At 71.9% G+C, this 17672-nt stretch carries 20 protein-coding genes; 11 read left to right on the top strand and 9 right to left on the bottom strand.

Translation table 11 applies throughout. The features are described 5' to 3' along the window. Window positions 1-7 precede the first annotated feature (7 nt). The 6 genes from AC1D29_RS25520 to AC1D29_RS25495 all read left to right on the top strand — a co-directional run bounded on the left by AC1D29_RS25520 (window position 8) and on the right by AC1D29_RS25495 (window position 5903). The gene (locus AC1D29_RS25520; RefSeq protein WP_477902796.1) at window positions 8-2209 is read left to right on the top strand and encodes a heavy metal translocating P-type ATPase; all 2202 of its coding nucleotides are present in this window, start codon (window positions 8-10) and stop codon (window positions 2207-2209) included. 8 nt (window positions 2210-2217) lie between these two features. After that, window positions 2218-2622, top strand: coding sequence for a Cu(I)-responsive transcriptional regulator (gene cueR, locus AC1D29_RS25515; RefSeq protein ID WP_477902901.1), 405 nt, complete (start codon window positions 2218-2220; stop codon window positions 2620-2622). Between the two features lie 49 nt (window positions 2623-2671). Then, window positions 2672-3115 carry a hypothetical protein gene (locus AC1D29_RS25510; RefSeq protein ID WP_477902794.1) on the top strand — a complete coding sequence of 148 codons (444 nt, stop codon included), beginning with the start codon at window positions 2672-2674 and terminating at the stop codon, window positions 3113-3115. Continuing rightward, window positions 3112-3993 carry a DUF2145 domain-containing protein gene (locus AC1D29_RS25505; protein ID WP_477902792.1) on the top strand — a complete coding sequence of 294 codons (882 nt, stop codon included), beginning with the start codon at window positions 3112-3114 and terminating at the stop codon, window positions 3991-3993. Before AC1D29_RS25510 ends, AC1D29_RS25505 begins: the two co-directional genes overlap by 4 nt. A gap of 9 nt (window positions 3994-4002) precedes the next feature. Then, entirely contained in the window at window positions 4003-4458 is a 456-nt protein-coding gene (locus tag AC1D29_RS25500) for a hypothetical protein (RefSeq protein ID WP_477902790.1), read from the top strand. An 89-nt stretch (window positions 4459-4547) separates the two neighbouring features. After that, the gene (locus AC1D29_RS25495) at window positions 4548-5903 is read left to right on the top strand and encodes an aminotransferase class I/II-fold pyridoxal phosphate-dependent enzyme (protein ID WP_477902788.1); all 1356 of its coding nucleotides are present in this window, start codon (window positions 4548-4550) and stop codon (window positions 5901-5903) included. A 32-nt stretch (window positions 5904-5935) separates the two neighbouring features. Here the strand turns inward: AC1D29_RS25495 and AC1D29_RS25490 are convergent, their stop codons facing one another. The 4 genes from AC1D29_RS25490 to AC1D29_RS25475 all read right to left on the bottom strand — a co-directional run bounded on the left by AC1D29_RS25490 (window position 5936) and on the right by AC1D29_RS25475 (window position 8276). After that, window positions 5936-6640, bottom strand: coding sequence for a glutathione S-transferase N-terminal domain-containing protein (locus AC1D29_RS25490; RefSeq protein ID WP_477902786.1), 705 nt, complete (start codon window positions 6638-6640; stop codon window positions 5936-5938). 368 nt (window positions 6641-7008) lie between these two features. Then, window positions 7009-7368 (bottom strand): hypothetical protein, encoded by a 360-nt coding sequence (locus AC1D29_RS25485; protein WP_477902784.1) that lies wholly within the window; start codon window positions 7366-7368, stop codon window positions 7009-7011. After that, window positions 7368-7742: a nuclear transport factor 2 family protein gene (locus AC1D29_RS25480; RefSeq protein ID WP_477902782.1), complete on the bottom strand. Its 375-nt coding sequence runs from the start codon at window positions 7740-7742 to the stop codon at window positions 7368-7370. The genes AC1D29_RS25485 and AC1D29_RS25480 overlap by 1 nt, the downstream gene beginning before the upstream one ends. Before the next feature lie 15 nt (window positions 7743-7757). After that, window positions 7758-8276 (bottom strand): hypothetical protein, encoded by a 519-nt coding sequence (locus AC1D29_RS25475; RefSeq protein WP_477902780.1) that lies wholly within the window; start codon window positions 8274-8276, stop codon window positions 7758-7760. A gap of 75 nt (window positions 8277-8351) precedes the next feature. On the opposite strand from AC1D29_RS25475, the gene ubiA reads away from it, so the two are divergent. From ubiA to AC1D29_RS25460, 3 genes are all read left to right on the top strand, one after another. Next, window positions 8352-9257 (top strand): 4-hydroxybenzoate octaprenyltransferase, encoded by a 906-nt coding sequence (gene ubiA / locus AC1D29_RS25470; RefSeq protein WP_477902778.1) that lies wholly within the window; start codon window positions 8352-8354, stop codon window positions 9255-9257. After that, a complete protein-coding gene (locus AC1D29_RS25465; RefSeq protein WP_477902775.1) occupies window positions 9257-10018 on the top strand; it encodes a substrate-binding periplasmic protein in 762 nt (253 codons plus the stop codon). Before ubiA ends, AC1D29_RS25465 begins: the two co-directional genes overlap by 1 nt. A gap of 64 nt (window positions 10019-10082) precedes the next feature. Then, complete coding sequence (locus tag AC1D29_RS25460) at window positions 10083-11738, top strand: S41 family peptidase (RefSeq protein ID WP_477902773.1); 1656 nt, start codon at window positions 10083-10085, stop codon at window positions 11736-11738. A 95-nt stretch (window positions 11739-11833) separates the two neighbouring features. Here the strand turns inward: AC1D29_RS25460 and AC1D29_RS25455 are convergent, their stop codons facing one another. From AC1D29_RS25455 to proC, 5 genes are all read right to left on the bottom strand, one after another. Continuing rightward, the gene (locus AC1D29_RS25455; protein WP_477902771.1) at window positions 11834-12847 is read right to left on the bottom strand and encodes a Gfo/Idh/MocA family protein; all 1014 of its coding nucleotides are present in this window, start codon (window positions 12845-12847) and stop codon (window positions 11834-11836) included. After that, entirely contained in the window at window positions 12837-13988 is a 1152-nt protein-coding gene (locus AC1D29_RS25450) for an HPP family protein (protein WP_477902769.1), read from the bottom strand. The genes AC1D29_RS25455 and AC1D29_RS25450 overlap by 11 nt, the downstream gene beginning before the upstream one ends. A 123-nt stretch (window positions 13989-14111) precedes the next feature. Further along, window positions 14112-14660, bottom strand: a complete 549-nt coding sequence (locus AC1D29_RS25445; RefSeq protein ID WP_477902767.1) for a hypothetical protein — start codon at window positions 14658-14660, stop codon at window positions 14112-14114. A 154-nt stretch (window positions 14661-14814) separates the two neighbouring features. After that, window positions 14815-15357: a chorismate--pyruvate lyase family protein gene (locus tag AC1D29_RS25440; RefSeq protein WP_477902765.1), complete on the bottom strand. Its 543-nt coding sequence runs from the start codon at window positions 15355-15357 to the stop codon at window positions 14815-14817. Beyond that, window positions 15358-16170: a pyrroline-5-carboxylate reductase gene (gene proC, locus AC1D29_RS25435; protein ID WP_477902763.1), complete on the bottom strand. Its 813-nt coding sequence runs from the start codon at window positions 16168-16170 to the stop codon at window positions 15358-15360. It lies immediately after the preceding gene. A 99-nt stretch (window positions 16171-16269) separates the two neighbouring features. Here proC and AC1D29_RS25430 point away from each other — a divergent pair, with 99 nt between their 5' ends. Beyond that, window positions 16270-16617: a hypothetical protein gene (locus tag AC1D29_RS25430; RefSeq protein WP_477902761.1), complete on the top strand. Its 348-nt coding sequence runs from the start codon at window positions 16270-16272 to the stop codon at window positions 16615-16617. 2 nt (window positions 16618-16619) lie between these two features. Further along, the gene (locus AC1D29_RS25425) at window positions 16620-17636 is read left to right on the top strand and encodes an alpha/beta hydrolase (RefSeq protein WP_477902759.1); all 1017 of its coding nucleotides are present in this window, start codon (window positions 16620-16622) and stop codon (window positions 17634-17636) included. Window positions 17637-17672 lie beyond the last annotated feature (36 nt).

Raw genomic sequence — 17672 nt, 5'->3', positions numbered from 1 at the left:
GCTCGCAATGAACCCCTCCACCACCTTGAACGACATCACGCTGCAGGTCAGCGGCATGAGCTGCGCGTCCTGCGTCGGCCGCGTCGAGAAGGCCTTGCTGAAGGTGCCCGGCGTCACGGCCGCGTCGGTCAACCTGGCGACGGAGCGCGCCCAGGTGCAGGCGCTGGCCAATGTGCCCGCGGCCGCGCTGACGGCGGCGCTGGACAAGGCCGGCTACCCGGCCAGCGCGGTCGCGCCCGCGGGCTCGCCGGCGGCCGTGGCCAACCCGCCCGCCCTGCCCGGCTGGTGGCCCGTCGCGGCGGGGGCCGTCCTGACGCTGCCCCTGGTGACGCCGATGCTGCTGGGCCTGTTCGGCATCGCTTGGATGCTGCCCGGCTGGCTGCAACTGCTGCTGGCCACGCCCGTGCAGTTCGTGCTGGGCGCGCGCTTCTACCGCGCCGGCTGGGGCGCGCTGCGCGCCGGCAGCGGCAACATGGACCTGCTGGTCGCACTGGGCACGTCGGCGGCCTACGGGCTGTCGGTCTACCTGCTGGCGCGCCACCCGGGCCACACGCACCTGTACTTCGAGGCCTCCGCCGCCGTCATCACGCTGGTGTTGCTGGGCAAGTGGCTGGAGCAGCGCGCCAAGCGCCAGACCACCGACGCCATCCGCGCGCTGAACGCGCTGCGGCCTTCGACGGCCCGCGTGGTGGGCACCGACGGCAGCGAGATCGAGGTGCCGGTCTCGGCCGTGGTGGTGGGCGACCTGGTGGCCGTGCGGCCCGGCGACCGCATCCCGGTGGACGGCGAGATCGTCAGCGGCCGCAGCCATGTGGACGAGTCGCTGATCACCGGCGAGAGCCTGCCGGTGGCCAAGGCGCCGGGCGAGCGCGTGACCGGCGGCGCCATCAATGCCGAAGGCGCGCTGACCGTGCGCACGACGGCCATCGGCGCCGAAACGACGCTGGCCCGCATCATCCGAATGGTCGAGTCCGCCCAGGCGGCCAAGGCGCCCATCCAGCGCGTCGTCGACCGTGTCAGCGCCGTCTTCGTGCCGGTGGTGCTGGCCATCGCGGCGCTGACCTTTGTCGGCTGGCTGCTGCAGGGCGCTGGCGCCGAGCAAGCCCTCATCAACGCGGTGGCCGTGCTGGTCATCGCCTGCCCCTGCGCGCTGGGTTTGGCCACGCCGACCACGCTGATGGCCGGCACCGGCGTGGCGGCGCGGCAAGGCATCCTCATCAAGGACGCCGAGGCGCTGGAGCTGGCGCATGCGGTCACCGTCGTCGCCTTCGACAAGACCGGCACGCTGACGGTGGGCCAGCCGTCCATCGCGGCGCTCGTGCCCGCAGCGGGCATGGACCGCGCCGAGCTGCTGCAGCTGGCCGCCGCGCTGCAGCGCGCCAGCAGCCACCCGCTGGCCGTCGCCGTGCTGGCCCAGGCTCAAGCCGAGGGCCTGGCGACGCTGCCGGTCAGCGACGCCCGCGCGCTGCCGGGCCGGGGCGTGGAGGGCCGTGTGCAGGGCCGGCTGCTGTCGCTGGGCAGCGCGCGGCTGGCGCAGGAGCTGGGCGTGAATCAGGCCGGCCTCGGCGACGAAGCGCAGCGGCTGGAGGCCGAGGGCCACACCGTCTCCTGGCTGATGGCCGAGGGCCGCGCCCTGGGCCTGCTGGCCTTTGGCGACCGCGTCAAGGACACGGCCGCGCAGGCCGTCGCGCAGCTGCAGGCGCGCGGCATCCGCACCGTCATGCTGACGGGCGACAGCCGCGGCGCGGCGGCCGGCGTGGCGCGCACGCTGGGCATCACCGAGGTCCATGCGGAGGTGCTGCCCGGCGACAAGGCGGCCCTGGTGCAGCGCTTGCGCGAAGGCGGCGCGGTGGTGGCCTTCGTCGGCGACGGCCTCAACGACGGGCCGGCGCTGGCGGCCGCGTCGGTGGGCTTTGCGATGGCCGGCGGCGCCGACGTCGCCACCGAGGCGGCCGGCGTCACGCTGATGCGCGGCGACCCGCGCCTGGTGGCCGACGCGCTGGACGTGTCGCGGCGCACCTACGCCAAGATCCGCCAGGGCCTGTTCTGGGCCTTTGCCTACAACGTGGTGGGCATCCCGCTCGCCGCGCTGGGGCTGCTGAGCCCCGTCATCGCCGGCGCGGCCATGGCCTTCAGCAGCGTCAGCGTCGTCGCCAACGCGCTGACGCTCAAGCGCTGGCGCGGCGCCGCCACCGAGGTGCGGCCATGAGCGCGCGCCTGAACATCGGCGAGGCCGCGCGCGCGGCGGGCGTGTCGGCCAAGATGGCTCGCCACTACGAAAGCATCGGCCTGTTCGCGCAGCCGGTGCGCACCGACGCCGGCTACCGCACCTACGGCGAGCGCGAGGTCCACACGCTGCGCTTCATCCGCCACTCGCGCGACCTGGGCTTCTCGCTGGAACAGATCCGCGCGCTGCTGGGCCTGTGGCAAGACCGCGCCCGGCCCAGCCGCGACGTGCAGGCGCTGGCGCAGCGGCACCTGGCGGAACTGGACGCCAAGCTGGCCGAACTGCAGGCGATGAAGGCGACGCTGCAGCAGCTGGTGCACAGCTGCCATGGTGACGACCGGCCCGACTGCCCCATCCTCGACACACTGGAAAGCGGCGGCGTTAACAAAGCCTGAGCACATCCGCGCTATCGTTGGCCATCCTCTCATCACAGCGAGCCTCACGATGCGCCTCGTTCTCCTCGCCGCCCTGGCCCTGACCGCCGCCTCGGCCGGCCACGCCGCCTCCTTCGCCTCGTCCGCCGCGGGCGCCGGCTCGGCCTCGTCGGGCAGCGTGTCCGATTCCTTCAAGGCCTCGTCCGGCAGCAGCGCCGGCGATGACCGCCGCGCCGAGGGCCGCTACCGCGTCACCGAGGTCGCCCAGGCCGAGGCCGGCAAGCTGCGCCTGACGCTGGCGCGCGACGGCGCCGCCAATGCGAACGACACGGTCGAGCTGACGTTGCCGCAGCAGGCGCTGGCCGCGCGCGCCGTCAACGTCGGCGACGAGGTGCAGGCCACGCCCCAGCCCTATGGCACCGCCTTCGCGCATGCCGACACCGGACAGGCCTTCTTCCTCGTGCTGGAAGACACCTGGCACCGCGAGCTGGCCGCGCGCGTCGTCAAGCCTTGAGGCGGGCCGCCGTCGCGGCGGCGCTGCTGGCCGCCGCGGGCGCCGCGCAGGCCGGCCTGCCACCGCGCGGCTGCGACCGGGCCATTCCCATCACCGCCACGCAGCAGGACCACCTGCTGCGCTTTGCCGCCGTCATCCGCCAGGCGCTGGCCGCCTCCGGCGCCCAGGCCGCGCTGATCTCCCGCTCGGGCACGGACCTGTCACGCTTCGGCCTGCGCTACTCGCACGCCGGCGTCGCGCTGGCCGACGGCCTGGACACCCCCTGGGCCGTACGCCAGCTGTACTACGCCTGCGCCGAAGGCGCGCCGCGCCTGTTCGACCAGGGCCTGGCCGGCTTCGTGACGGGCAGCGATGACGCCGATGTGGGCTATGTCAGCGTGCTGCTGCTGCCTGCCGAGGCCGCCGCGCCACTGGCCGCCGTGACGCGCGACAACGGCGTGGCGCTGGGGTTGCTGAACGCGCGCTACAGCGCCAACGCCTACCCCTTCAGCACCAGTTACCAGAACTGCAACCAGTGGGTCGCCGAGCTGCTCGCCGCGGCCGCCACCGGCAGCACGGCGCGCGAGGACGCGCAGGCGTGGCTGAAGGCCGAAGGCTATGCGCCCGAGCCCGTGCATGCGTCGGCCTGGCTGCTGCTGGCCGGCCGCTTCGTGCCCTGGCTGCATTTCGACGACCACCCGGAAGCGCAGCTCAATGCCGGCGCCGTGCAGACCAGCCTACCCACCAGCCTGGAGGCCTTCGCGCTGCAGCGCTGGCCCGCGGCGCGGCGCATCGAGTTCTGCCACGGGCCGCAGGGCGTCGTGCAGCGCGGGGGCGGGGTGGCGCTGGCGGCCGGCTGCGTGCCGCAGCAGGGTGACCACGTGACCGCCTTGAACTGAGGCCAGCGCATGCCCGACGCCACCGCCCGCCAGGTCGCCGACTTCATCGCCCGCTACACGCCGCAGATGGCCGACGCCATCACCGCCTGCCGCCGCAAGCTCTGCGCGCGCGTGCCGCGCGGCTTCGAGTTGGTCTACGACAACGACAACGCGCTGGCCATCGGCTATGCCCATGCGGACCAGGCCGCCGCGGCGCTCGTGTCCATCGCCGGCTACCCGCGCTGGGTGACGCTGTTCTTCCTGTACGGCAAGGACTTGCCCGACCCCGAGGGGCTGCTGGAAGGCGAAGGCGCGCGCGTGCGCAGCATGCGGCTGGCGTCGCCCGACGACCTCGACACGCCGGCGGTGCGTCGGCTGCTGGAGCTGGCGTTGGCGCCACATGCCGCAGACTTTGCCGCGGCGCCGCCGCTGAAGACCGTCGTCAAAGCCCAGTCCGCCCAGCAGCGCGTGCGGCGGCCGACCTGATCGCATCACGACTCGACAGAACTGCGGATGCCAGGCGCGCCGCGCTTGCGCACAGTCCGCCCCCACAAGATCACGTTCTGGGGGCTCAGATGGACGAACTGCTGGACCGGGCCGCCGAGGCGGCCCCCGAGATGGACACCGATGGCGCCGAGCTGCGTGGCTCGTCGTTCGACTACCTGACCTGCGCGGGCACCGACCTGGCGGCCAAGGCACAGGCCTTCCACGCCTGGGCGCAGACAAGGCTGGCGCATGGTGTCTTTCCCTACGCCAAGCGCCTGGGCGGGCGGCCCGGCGCAACGGCCGAGCTGACGCTGCTGGACGGCCAGCGCCACGTGGGGCTGAACTTCTCGTCGCAGGAGTACCTGTCGCTGGCCCGCCACCCCAAGGTGTGCGCGGCCGCGCAGGCGGCGATGGAGCGCTACGGCGTGCACAGCGCCGGCTCGACGGCGCTGGCCGGTAATGTCGAGGAGGCCACGGCGCTGGAGGCCGAGCTGGGCGAGTTGCTGCGCATGCCGGAGGTGCTGCTGTTCCCCACCGGCTGGGCCGCGGGCTTCGGCGCGATCAAGGGCCTGGTGCGCGAGGCCGACCACATCGTCATCGACCAGCTGGCCCACAACTGCCTGCACGAGGGCGCCCGGGCGTCCACGCCCAACGTGCACTTGCACCGCCACCTGGACGTCGACCATGTCGAGCGCCTGCTCAAGCGCGTGCGCCAGCGCGACCCGCACAACGGCATCCTGGTCGTCACCGAGGGCTGCTTCTCGATGGACGCCGACTCGCCCGACTTGAAGCGGCTGCAGGCGCTGGCGCGCGACCACGGCGCGCTGCTGATGGTCGACGTGGCCCACGACCTGGGCTGCCTGGGCACGGGCGGCGGCGGCCAGCTGGCGTTGCAAGGCATGCTGGGCCAGGTGGACCTGGTGATGGGCTCGTTCTCCAAGACCTTCGCGTCCAACGGCGGCTTCGTCGCCAGCCATGACCGCGCGATCAAGGAATACCTGCGCTTCTACGCCGCACCCAACACCTTCTCCAACGCGTTGTCGCCAGTGCAGGTGGCCGTCGTGCGGGCCTGCCTTGCCATCGTGCGCTCCAGCGAGGGCGGCGAGCGGCGCGAGCGGCTGATGCGCGCCATCCTCGGGCTGCGCGGCGCGCTGACCGAGCAGGGCATCACCGTGCTGGGCCACCCGTCACCCATCGTGCCGGTCATGCTGGGCCCGGACGCGCTGGCCCGCGTGGCCTGCCGCGAGATGAGCCAGGCCGGGCTGCTGGCCAACCTGGTCGAGTACCCGGCCGTGTCGCTGAACAGCGCGCGGCTGCGCATGCAGGTGATGGCCGACCACACGCCGGCGCTGGCGCAGACGGCGGCGCGCATCGTGGCCGATTCGCTGCAACGGGCAAGGCTTGTGAGCCCCTCGTCCGAGGCGCAACTCGGCCGGTCCACCTAGGGGCCGGCGCTGGGCCCGTCTGTCGCCTCGGATCAGCCGCGCGACGGAATCTTGAGCCCGCGCTGCACGGCCGGCCGCGCGACGAAGGCCTTCAGCACGCGGCCCACTTCCTTGAAGTCGTCGAAGCCCACGAGGTCACCCGCGCCGTAGAAGCCGACCAGGTTGTTGATCCAGGGGAAGGTGGCGATATCAGCAATGCCGTACTCGTCGTTGACCAGCCACTCGCGGCCCTTCAGGTGGCCGTCCAGCACGCCCAGCAGCCGCTTGGATTCGGCCACGTAGCGGTCACGCGGGCGCTTGTCCTCGTAGTCCTTGCCGGCGAACTTGTGGAAGAAGCCGACCTGGCCAAACATCGGCCCCACGCCGCCCATCTGGAACATCAGCCATTGCAGTGCTTCAAAGCGCAGCGCCGTGTCGGTGGGCAGCAGCTGGCCGGTCTTGCTGGCGATGTAGACCAGGATGGCACCGCTCTCGAACAGCGCCAGCGGCTTCCCGCCCGGCCCGTTGGGGTCGATGATGGCCGGGATCTTGTTGTTCGGGTTCAGCGACAGGAACTCGGGGCTGAGCTGGTCGTTGGTGTCGAAGCGCACCAGATGCGGCTCATAGGGCAGGCCGGTCTCCTCCAGCGCGATCGACGCCTTCACCCCGTTGGGCGTGTTCAGCGAATACAGCTGCAGGCGCTCCGGGTGCTGGGCGGGCCATTTCTTCGTGATGGGGAACTGGCTGAGGTCGGTCATGACGAGGTCCGTGGGGCAGGAGCGCGGACTTTAGGCGCGGCCTGCAAGACCTGCTGCCGCCGAGGGTTTCAGCGCGAACGTGACGACCACAGGCGGCGCGCGCCCATCCACAGCGGCGCGAACAGCGCTGACGCGAGGCGGCCCAGTGCAGCGCCTGCAACGAGATGGCGCCCTGCAGCGCATGGCCGGCGCCGAAGGGCGCCAGTGGCTGGATGTCGGGGTGCACGAGGTTGCAAAGCGAATCGACGTCGATGACGACATTGGCCGCGCAGAAGGCAAGGACGCTCACCTGGCGTGGCGCCAGCGCATGCAGCGCGGCGCCGAGGCCGAAGCGCAAGGGTGTGGTGGGCATGCCGGGCAGCTGCGGTTCACCGCACCCCGGCCGGCTTGCGGGTCGCCTGGCAGAACCGGGCCGTGGCGGCTTTGTCGTCGGGCTCGACGCGCGGCTCGAAATCCGCCAGCGCCGCCGTCACGCGTGCATTGCCGCGGTATTTCTGCCTCAGCCGCGCCAGCTCGGCGTCCGTGCCTGGGCAGCTCTGGCAGACCGACCAGTCGATGTCCTTCTGGCGCTCGGCGTCGAACCCGCGTTCGCCACGCCAGTGGTCGCAGGCGCCGCGCAAATCGACGAAGGTCTGCACCTCCTTGGGCAACGGCGCCGGAGCGCTCCAGCAGGTCAACGAGGCCAGAAGAAGAAGCGCGCCGGCTGACCGGGACGTGTTCATGGCCATCAATACCGCTCGACGTGCACCGACGCCCGCGGCCCGGGCTCGTAGGGGTCGGGCCAGTAGTCCGTCACCTTGGCGATGAGTCCGTCGCGCAGGTCGAAGATCGTCAGCCCCGTCATCGCCGGCGCGCTGCTGATGAAGTTGATCTGCGTCAGCACGCTGGCATCGTCGGCGATGCACTTGAGCACCTCCACCCGCCAGGGCTGGGGCCAGGTCGCGTAGAAGTCCACGTAACCCGCCGCGCTGCGGATGCGCTCGCGGCTCTGCGGCGCCTCGTAGACGAAGTCGGCGTGCAGCAGTCGGGCAAGGCCGGCCCAGTCGCGTGCGTTGGCGAGTTGCCAGTGCTGGTGAACGAGGTCGCGCGTGGCATGGCTCATAGGACGGTCCCCAGCTTAGGCGTAGCTGCCTTCGGGGTCCAGGCGGCTGCGCAGTCGCCTGGCCTTGATGTCGCCCCGCGTGCAGAACTTGCACGGGCAAAACGGCCGCTGGCCCTTGGCCTCCGGATAGAACCGCCAACCCACCGGCGGCAGAGGTCGAACGGCGGTGATCTCAGTCGCCCGGATCGAGCGCGGGATGATGACTTCGTAGCCCAGCAGCCGCTGACTGCGCAGCTCGGCCGCGGCGGCGGCAGCGGTACACGGTCGCTTGTCGGCGTTGTAGCGCCCGGTCCAGACCAGCTCGTCGTCGGGCACGCGAAAGTACACGCCCACCGCGCTGCGGTGCCCACGGCGCGCCAGCTCCCTGACCCATTGATGCGTCAGCAGGAAATCGTCGATGACGGGCATCGCGAAGACACCGTATGTCCGCTGCTCGCTCTGCACATCCAGCAGGCGCCGCTTCGGCAAGGACAGGCCCGACCGCAAGATGGCAGCGGCGTCGCGCTCGTCGGCAACATGAACCAGGGTGACCATGGCAATGGATGGGCGAACCAGGCTGCGCACTATGCCAACAAACCACCACCCCCGCAGCGCGCGAAAATGCTCGCCATGACGACCGCCGCTCCCGCCGCCACGCCTCCGTCGCGGCTTGCGCTCTACCTGCAGCTGATCCGCTGGGACCGCCCCGCCGGCTGGCTGCTGTTGCTGTGGCCCACGCTGTCGGCCCTGTGGATCGCCGCCGACGGCTGGCCGGGCTGGCACCTGCTGGCCGTGTTCACGCTGGGCACGGTGCTGATGCGCTCGGCCGGCTGCTGCGTCAACGACGTGGCCGACCGGGAGTTCGACCGCCACGTGCAGCGCACCGCGCAGCGGCCGGTGACGACGGGCGCCGTGTCGGTGAAGGAGGCGCTGCTGCTGGGCGCCGTGCTGTCGCTGGTGTCCTTCGGTCTGGTGCTGACGACCAACCCGCCGGCGGTCCTGCTGAGCTTCGCGGCGCTGGCCGTGGCCATCGCCTACCCGTTCGCCAAACGCGTGCTGGCCATGCCGCAGGCGGTGCTGGGCATCGCCTTCTCGTTCGGCATCCCGATGGCGTTTGCCGCGGCGCTGGGTGGCACGGAGTGGAACCTGCGCTCGGTGCCGCTGTCGGCCTGGGCGCTGCTGCTGGCCAACCTGTTCTGGGTGCTGGCCTACGACACCGAATACGCGATGGTGGACCGTGACGACGACCTGCGCATCGGCGTGCGCTCGTCGGCCATCGCGCTGGGCCGCTGGGATGTCGCCGGCATCATGGTCTTCTACGCCACCTACCTGGCGATGTGGGCGGGCCTGGGGCTGCGCCTGGGGCTGGGGCGCTGGTTCCTGCTGGGCATCGCGGCCGCGGCGGCTCAGGCGCTGTGGCACTATACGCTGATCCGCCGGCGCCATCGCGCGGGCTGCTTCACGGCCTTCCGCGCCAACCACTGGCTGGGTTTCGCGGTGTTTGCCGGCACGGTGGTCGACCTGGCCTTGCGCTGATGGCCAGCAGGCGCCGCATCCTTGCCCTCGGCGCCGCGGCGCTGACACCGGCCTGGGTGCGTGCCGAGCCCGCGGCGCACACGCTGGTGCTGGCCAACGCCGTCTACCCGCCGCTGGTCAATCCGCAGGGCCATGCCAGCGGCGAAGGCATAGACATAGAGATCGCCCGGGAGGCGCTGCGCCGCGGCGGCTTCGACGGCGCCATCGACGTGCAGTACGTGCCATGGAAGCGCGTGCTCTTCATGCTGGAGCACGGCACCGCCCACTTCACGACGACGGCCAACTTCAGCACCGAGCGTGACCGCTTCCTGCGCTGGAGCACGCCCTACCGCGCCGGCGTGAACTACCACTTCTACACCCGCAAAGGCGCGGGCCTGAAGCTGCAGCAGCTCGAAGACCTGCGCGGCCACCGGCTGGCGGTGAGCGCCGGCTTCATCTACCCCAAGGCGGTGCTGGAAATGGCCGCCGGCCAGGTGGAGTACGGCCGCGACGTGGGTGGCGCCGTGCAACTGGTGGAGCGCGGCCGCGCGGAGGTCGCCATCGTCAGCGCGCTGGCCGGCACCTGGGAGATCCGCCAGCTGGGCGTGGCCGAGGCGCTGGAGCGCCAGCCGCTGGAGCACTTCAATGCCGAGCCGTCCTTCATGGCCTTCGCCAAGGTCAGCCCGCGCGGCGCGGCGGCGCTGGCGGCCATGAACGCGGGCCTGGCCAGCATGCAGCGTGACGGCAGCATCACGCGCATCGAGAAGCGCTACGTGCGCTGACGGCGCGCTACATTCCCGGCGGGCGGCGAAGATCGCCAGTCCGATCAATCAGGGAGTTTTGTCGATGTCGAACCCGATCCGCCACCGCGCCGCGTGGGCCTTGCTGCTGTTGACCCTGCTTGCCGCTTGCGGCGGCGGCGGCGGGCGGGCCGGCACACCGGTGCTGGGGGGCTCGTCGTCATCGGGGTCGTCCGGGTCTTCGGGCTCTTCGGGCTCTTCGGGCTCGTCCGGCAGCGGCTCCAGCAGCGGCAGCCTGTCGCCCGACCCGGCCGGCCCGTCGTCCAGCTTCGCGCAGCAATGTGCAGCCACCAACACGCTGGCCGCCAGCAACCTGCGCACGTCCACGCTGGACAGCGAGAAGAAGTGGCTGCGCGCCTACTTCGACGAGGCCTACCTGTGGCGCGACGAGGTGCCGCGCGTGGACCCCAATGGCGCGGGCTACAGCGTGGCCGACACCTACATCGCGATGGACACCTATTTCGAGGCGCTCAAGACGACGCAGCGCACCGACTCGGGCGCGCTGCGCGATCGCTTCAGCTTCACCTACGCGACGGACAAGTGGAAGGCGCTGGTCGAGAACGCCGTCGAGGCTGGCTACGGCATCGAGTGGAAGCTGACCAACACCACGCCGCCGCGGCAGATCCGCATCGCCTACGTGGAGCCGGGCAGCCCGGCCGATCTGGCCGGCCTGGTGCGCGGTGACCAGCTCGTCAGCGCGGACGGCACCAGCGCCGACGTGGCCGACTCGGCCGGCGTGGATGCACTGAACGCGGCAATGTTCCCGGCGGCCATCAACGCGCCGCACAGCTTCGTCTTCACGCGCACCAGCGGCGCGACGGTCACGCGCAGCCTGACGAGCGCGTCGGTGACCAAGACGCCGGTGCCCATTGCCCGCATCGTCACGACACCGCTGGGCACGCGCGCGGGCTACATGCTGTTCAACGACCACATCGCGCCGGCGGAAGGCCAGCTCATCACGGCGATGCAGGGCTTCCAGGCCCAGGGCGTGCGCGAGCTGGTGCTGGACATGCGCTACAACGGCGGCGGCTATCTCTACATCGCCAGCGAGCTGGCCACCATGATCGCCGGGAGCACGCGCACGGCCGGCCAGGCCTTCGAGACGCTGAAGTACAGCGCCAAGCGCAGCGCCGAGAACGAAGTGACGCCGTTCTACACCCAGTCCTGCATGCTGGTCGGCAACAACTGCACCAGCGTGCAGCCACTGCCGGAGCTGAACCTGACGCGTGTCTACGTGCTGGCGCAGTCGGGCACCTGCTCGGCCAGCGAAGCCGTCGTCAACGGCCTGCGCGGCGTGGGCGTGGACGTGGTGCTGATCGGCGGCAAGACCTGCGGCAAGCCCTATGGCTTCACGGCCAAGGACAACTGCGGCATCAGCTACTTCCCCATCGAGTTCGCGGGCGTCAACGCGCAGGGCTTTGGCGACTATGCGGACGGCTTCGAGCCCAGCCTCAGCGGCAGCGCCGGCACGCGCTTCGTCAAGGGCTGCAGCGTGGCCGACGACACCGGCCACGCGCTGGGCGACCCGGCCGAAGCCATGCTGGCCTCGGCGCTGGGCCACGTGGACATCGGCAGCTGCCCCGTGCTGCCGGGTGCAGCGGCCAGCGTCCGCGCGCAGAGCGCGGCATGGGGCGAAGGCGGCGCCGCGTTGACGCTGAAGCGCCACCCGGCACGCAGCAACCGGCTGCTGGTGCCGCGCTGAGCAGCGGGCGGCGGCGCGATTTTCGGGCCGAGCGCCGGGCCGCGCCCAAGCCGTCCCCTAGGAGGACTGGCCAAGGTATTCCTTGGACGAGGGGCTCAAGGGAAGCGGGCCCGGATCGCGTCCATCCAACCCAGCAGCGCCAGCGTCTCGGCGTGCGGCATGCGCGGGCTCTCGGCGAGACCCTGGCGGATGCAGGCCTGGGCCTCGGCGATCTCGCCCTCGAAGCCGTTGATGACGAACGGCGCCTCGGTGCGCGCCACCGGTGCCTTGCGGGTGACCAGCTCCACGCTTTCAGCCTGCCAGAAGTCCACCGGGAAACGCAGCGCGGCCTTGCTGCCCAGCGCCTCGAAGGCGTTCACCGAGGCCCCGTCGAAGCCGCAGCGGAACTGGGACGTGACGCCGCCGGGGAAATGCAGCGTCGCGGTCACGGCCGCGTCCACGCCGGTGGGCGCCATCTTCGCCTGCACGTCGATGGCGACGAGGTCGGGGCAGACGCCGCCGTTCATCTGCTGCAACACCCAGCGCGTCACGGCCAGGTTGTAGATGCCGATGTCCCACAGCGAACCGCCGGCCAGTGCCGGGTTCCACTGCCGGTGCAGCGGGTCGTAGGTCGACGCGAAGCAGAAGCTGGACTGCATCGCGCGCAGCTCGCCGATCGCGTCGTCGCGCAGCATGCGAGCGGCCAGGTCATAGGCGGGCAGGAAGCGCGTCCACAGCGCCTCCATCAGGAACACGCCGCGCTCACGCGCCAGCTCCACCAGCGCCTGGCCTTCGGCCTGCGTCGTCACCAGCGGCTTCTCGCACAGCACCGGCTTGCCGGCCTGCAGCGCCGCGCGGATGTATTCGCCGTGGTTGGAGTGCGGCGTGGCGATGTAGACGGCGTCGACCGAGGCGTCCGATAGCAGGTCGGCCAGGTCGGTCGTCACGCGGGCGGCCTCACCGCCCTGGGGCCACTGAGCGGCATAGGCCTGGCCCTTGGCGGCATCACGCGCGAACACGACCGCGAGGCGGGCGCCGGGCACCGCCGCCAGCGCGCCGGCAAAGCGGTTGGCGATGCCGCCGGGGCCGATGACGCCCCAGCGGAAAGTCGTTGCGTCGTCATGGGCCATGGCTGAGTGCTTTCACGAGGTCGGATTGCGTGAGGATGCCGACGAGCCGGGCCTGCTCGCCAACGATGGGGATGTGGTGGTGGCCGGTGGCCGAGAACAGTGGCACCAGCTCGGCGATGGCGCGCTCGGCGCTGGCCACGCGCACTTGGCGGCTCATGATCTGGCCGACGACCTCGGGCTTGCTGGAGTGCGTCGTCGGCGAAGGCCGCAGCAGCGTCTGCAGCCGCCCGGCCAGGCCCTCGCGCTGCTCCGCCTCGGCGGCGCGCATGAAGTCGGCGCGCGTGACGATGCCGACGATGCGCTGCACGCGGTCCACCACCGGCAGCGCCTTGATGTGGTGTTGCTGCAGCAGCGCCCAGGCCTCGGCCAGCGGCGTGCCGAACTCGGCCGTGATGACGGGCGTGGACATGATGTCCGCGCAGCGCAGGCCGCCCAGGCGGTTGCGGTAGCTCAGCAGCTCGGCCTCGTGCAGCAGGCCGGCGAGGTCGTCGCGCGGCACGTCCAGCACCTGGTTGTAGCGGGCCAGCACGGCGTCCAGCTCGGCATCACCAAAGCGCGGCGGCGCGACGGTCGCGCCCGCGGCTGCCGCGGCGGGCGGCGGCGCATGCTGGGCATGCGGATAGCGGCGGCCGGTGAGGCTGTTGTAGGCCATGCCGGCCAGCACCAGCAGCAGCGAGTTCAGCGCCACGGGCACCAGCGCGAACTGCCAGTCGTGGGTCGCCGTCAGCACCATCAGCAGGCCCGCCGCGCCGCCGGGCGGGTGCAGGCAGCGCAGCGTGAACATCATGCCGATGGCCAGCGCCACGGCGACGGCGGCCAGCGCCAGCGGCGGCAGCGGCAGCCAGTGCATGCAGGCGATGCCGACCAGCGCCGACACCGTGTTGCCGCCGACGACGGCCCACGGCTGGGCCAGCGGGCTGGCGGGCAGCCCGAACACCAGCACGGCGCTGGCGCCCAGCGGCGCGACCAGCCAGGGGCCGGCAGGGCCCATCGTCAAGCGGCTCAGCAGGCCGGCCAGCAGCACGCCCAGGCAGGCGCCCAGCACCACGCGCAGGCGCTCGCGCGCGTCGACATTCAGCGGCGCGGGCCGCAGCGCATGCAGCAAGCCCAAGGCCCGCTCAGACAGGTTGGCAGAGGACATGGTCGGCAAGGGCGCACCGGGGCAACAGGCACCCGGTGCGGGCGCCGATTGTGCGACCGCGCGCGGTACGCGCGGTTTCAGGATCGCGCTACCAGCGCGACCTCAGCCAGCCAGTCCCGGCGATCAGGCCCTGCCGAGCAACCCGCTCATCTGCACCTTCAGCACCTGGGCCTGGGCGCGGCGCTCCTTGGTCGCGGCGCGCTGGTAGGCGACCTCGGCTTTCTCGCGCAGCGCCACGGCGCGCTCCAGCGCCTCCTGGTAGCGCTCCACCGTGTAGGTGTTCTCGGTGCCGATGTAGACGCTGCGCGCCAGCGGCGTATCGCCGAAGCGCGGCAGGGTTACCGCGAAGCTGCAATCACGGACACGACTGCCGGCACGCTGGCGCACGATGGGGCCGGAGATGCCCGACGGCAGGTCGCTCTGCTTCTTGCGGCTTGGCGTGCGGCGCAGCCGCGACGGCGCCGGCAGCGTGGCAATGCGTTTGAGCAGTTCCTTGGTCGCCATCGCCAGCGCGCGCCGCGCGCCGGTGCCGTCCTGGCTGTGGTCCGAGAAGAGCTTGGTGCCGCCATAGCGCAGCTGCCAGCCATGTGTCGACAGATGGTCGATTCTTTGAATGCATTGCGGCACAACAAAGCGCTCGCCGCTGAAGATCACCACGTCTCGCGTGTTCATAACGCCCCCAGTCATCCAGCCCGCCTACGTCTTCGCGCGGTGGGTCTACTAACGCCCCTCTGATACGGACTGAGTTTATGGGGGTTTATGGGCGCGGTGCGAATTTATGACGCCATGAAAACAGTTCCATGAAAACCCGTCAGCTCAGCGACAGCTAGCGGCTTTGCCGCCCGGGACGCTGGCGGGCCAGACCCGGCGCGAACAGCTCCATCACGCGCAATTGCGCGCCGCTGCGGCTGAACACGGAGTTGCGCGACCACAGCATCTGCGGCGACACGGCCTCGCCGGTGGCCAGCTCCCATTGGCGCGCGGCATGCCGGCGCGTGTGGCCATGGCGTGAGAGCCGGCGCGGCTGCAGCTCGCTGCGGCTGATGCGGTGGTCGTCGTAGAGCAGATGCGCCAGTGGCCGCGTGCCCAGGCCTTTCAGGGCCCGCCAGGGGCCGATGGTGGCGCGCTGGTGCACGGCAGAGCGGGCCCAGACCAGCGGCTCGCCGTCGACGCGCAGGATGACCTCGCGCACCACCGTGAGGCCGCGCGGCGGCAGGCCCAGCGCCAGCCGCTCCAGCGCGCGAAACGGCGCCACGCCCTGGCCCAACACCTGCACGTCGAAGCGTTCACCCAGACGGGCCAGGCGGCGGCTCAACGAGCCCGGCGCCCGCAGCCAGTCGCGCAGGCTGTCTCTGGTCGCAATGCCCACTCAGGCGAACTCTTTGCCGAGTTCCGCGGCACGCTGTTGCGCCGCCAACACCGCGCGGTGGATGGCCGCATCGACGGCGTCCGCCTGCAGCGACGTGATGGCCGCATGCGTCGTGCCGCCCTTGCTCGTCACGCGCTCGCGCAGCACGGTGGGCGACTCGTCCGACGCCAGGCCCAGCGCAGCGGCACCGGCGCAGGTCGACAGCGCCAGACGGCGGCCCTGCTCGGGCGTCAGGCCCATGTCCACGGCCGCGGCCATCATGGCCTCGACGAAGAAGAAGAAATAGGCCGGGCCGGAGCCCGACAGCGCCGTCACCGCGTCGAGATCGTCCTCGCGCGCGACCCACAGCGTCTGGCCGGTCGGCGCGAGCAGGCGCTCGACCGTGGCGCGTTCGTCAGCGGACACGGCCGGCCGCGCGAACAGGCCGGCGATGCCCTGGCCGATCAACGCGGGCGTGTTGGGCATGGACCGCACGACGCGCTCAGCGCCGGTGGCATTGACGAGCGCGTCCGAACGGATGCCGGCCATGACGGACAGCTGCAGTGCGCCGCCCACCCAGGCCTTCAGCGGCGCGGCGGCCTCGGCGAACAGCTGCGGCTTGACGGCCCAGACGACGGTGGCGGCATCGGCCAGGCTGGCGTCGCCCGCCGCCAGTGCCGCCACGCCGAACTCGCCGACCAGCTTGCGCCGCTGCGGCTCGAAGGGCTCGACGACACGCAGCTGCGCGGGCGCTAGGCCGGCGCGCAGCAGGCCGCCGATGATGGCGCTGGCCATGTTGCCGCCGCCGATGAAGGCGATCACTTCTGCAGTCATGGGCGGAAGTCTAAGCGCCGCGTTTTGCGCAAGCTGCGGGACACAAATCAGCGACAGGCTGCGGCTATGGTTGCGCATCCGCTACTGCTGACCCGCACCATGACCACGTCGCGTCTCACCGTCGCGCTGCTTCTCAGCCTCGCCCTCGCCGCCTGCCAGACGGTGCCGCCAGCGCCTGCCGTGCAAGCCCCGCCCGGCGTCGTCTACGCAGGCAGCGACGGCAGCAGCCAGGCCAATGCCGTCGTCATCCAGACCGAGCTCAAAGGCAGCGCCGGCGTGAAGTCCGAATACGCCTGGCTGTCGCAGCGCTACCCCGGCTACAAGCGCCGGCTGCAGGCGCTGCTGCACAAGGATGGCAGAAGCTACGACAGGCTCGACATCACCACCGCCGAGGGGCGCGAGCTGTCGGTCTACTTCGATATCACCTCGTTCTTCGGCAAGTTCTGACCATGCGCCGCACCGCCTGCCTGTCCGCCCTGCTGCTCGCACTGACCCTGGCGGGCTGCGCGGGTGATCCCACGCCGCGCCCCTGGGCCGAGACAGCCGCGCGTGAGCTGAACCTGTCGGTCAGCGGCTTCGAGCTGCAGGGCCGGCGCGTGAGCGTCACGCGCAGCAGCGCCGCTGCGGGGCCGCTGCCGGTCGTTGTCTACCTGCCCGGCATCGGCCAGGGCAGCGACGCCGGCCAGCGCTGGGCGGCCGCCTGGGCGCAGGCGGGCTATGCCGTGCTGGCCGTGCAGCCGCTGGAGGACGACGCCGCGGCCTGGCGCTCGGCGCTGGCGCGCACGGGCGAGTTCCGCGCGCTGGGCGAGCTGCACTACGGCGCCGTGATGCGCACCGCCCGCTTGGCCGCGCTGCGCCGACTCGTCGCCGCGCTGCAGGCCCAGCCCACGGCTGCCGGCGTGGCGCTGGACTGGCAGCGCGCGGCCATCGCCGGCTACGAGATCGGCGCGCAGACGGCGCTGGATGTGAGCGCGGACGGCACCGGCTGGCAGCCACGGGCCATCCTGGCCATCAGCCCACCGGCCATGGACGCGCCGCCGGCCACGCCCCCCGCGCTGCTCATCACCAGCGACACCGATGGCGACGCGCTGGGCCTGGTCACGCGCCCGGCCGAGCGCCGCCGCGCCTTCGACACGCTGCGCCCCGGCGCCGGCTGGCTGCTGGCGCTGCCCGTCATGTCGCACGCGGCGCTGTCCGGCACGCTGGCGCCCGAGGGCTGGCATGCGCAGGACCAGCACCGCGGCGGAGGCCCGGGCATGATGGGCGGGCAGCGCGGCGGCATGGGCGGTGGGCAGGGCGGCCAGCACGGCCCGGCCGGCGGCACACCGCGTGGCCCGCGCAGCGGCAGCGCCACCGAGGCGGCGCAGGCCGACCTGGCCGAGGCCATGCAACTGAGCGCCGCCTTCCTGGACGCCAAGTTGCGCGGCGCGGCGATGCCCGCAAGCCCCCTGCTGACGGCGCGCTAGACGCTCCCTCCGCGCGTGCCGAGGCATGCCTACACT

The sequence above is a fragment of the Roseateles sp. P1_C6 genome, assembly GCF_056406315.1.
Note: the sequence above shows the minus strand (reverse complement) of the source record. Positions and strands in the feature narration are given on the sequence as shown.

Coding starts and splice junctions, on each gene's coding strand:
- AC1D29_RS25520 (WP_477902796.1), top strand. CDS start 8: ATGAACCCCTCCACCACCTTGAACGACATCACGCTGCAGGTCAGCGGC.
- AC1D29_RS25510 (WP_477902794.1), top strand. CDS start 2,672: ATGCGCCTCGTTCTCCTCGCCGCCCTGGCCCTGACCGCCGCCTCGGCC.
- AC1D29_RS25500 (WP_477902790.1), top strand. CDS start 4,003: ATGCCCGACGCCACCGCCCGCCAGGTCGCCGACTTCATCGCCCGCTAC.
- AC1D29_RS25495 (WP_477902788.1), top strand. CDS start 4,548: ATGGACGAACTGCTGGACCGGGCCGCCGAGGCGGCCCCCGAGATGGAC.
- AC1D29_RS25490 (WP_477902786.1), bottom strand. CDS start 6,640: ATGACCGACCTCAGCCAGTTCCCCATCACGAAGAAATGGCCCGCCCAG.
- AC1D29_RS25485 (WP_477902784.1), bottom strand. CDS start 7,368: ATGGCCATGAACACGTCCCGGTCAGCCGGCGCGCTTCTTCTTCTGGCC.
- AC1D29_RS25480 (WP_477902782.1), bottom strand. CDS start 7,742: ATGAGCCATGCCACGCGCGACCTCGTTCACCAGCACTGGCAACTCGCC.
- AC1D29_RS25475 (WP_477902780.1), bottom strand. CDS start 8,276: ATGGTCACCCTGGTTCATGTTGCCGACGAGCGCGACGCCGCTGCCATC.
- ubiA (WP_477902778.1), top strand. CDS start 8,352: ATGACGACCGCCGCTCCCGCCGCCACGCCTCCGTCGCGGCTTGCGCTC.
- AC1D29_RS25465 (WP_477902775.1), top strand. CDS start 9,257: ATGGCCAGCAGGCGCCGCATCCTTGCCCTCGGCGCCGCGGCGCTGACA.
- AC1D29_RS25460 (WP_477902773.1), top strand. CDS start 10,083: ATGTCGAACCCGATCCGCCACCGCGCCGCGTGGGCCTTGCTGCTGTTG.
- AC1D29_RS25455 (WP_477902771.1), bottom strand. CDS start 12,847: ATGGCCCATGACGACGCAACGACTTTCCGCTGGGGCGTCATCGGCCCC.
- AC1D29_RS25450 (WP_477902769.1), bottom strand. CDS start 13,988: ATGTCCTCTGCCAACCTGTCTGAGCGGGCCTTGGGCTTGCTGCATGCG.
- AC1D29_RS25445 (WP_477902767.1), bottom strand. CDS start 14,660: ATGAACACGCGAGACGTGGTGATCTTCAGCGGCGAGCGCTTTGTTGTG.
- proC (WP_477902763.1), bottom strand. CDS start 16,170: ATGACTGCAGAAGTGATCGCCTTCATCGGCGGCGGCAACATGGCCAGC.
- AC1D29_RS25430 (WP_477902761.1), top strand. CDS start 16,270: ATGACCACGTCGCGTCTCACCGTCGCGCTGCTTCTCAGCCTCGCCCTC.
- AC1D29_RS25425 (WP_477902759.1), top strand. CDS start 16,620: ATGCGCCGCACCGCCTGCCTGTCCGCCCTGCTGCTCGCACTGACCCTG.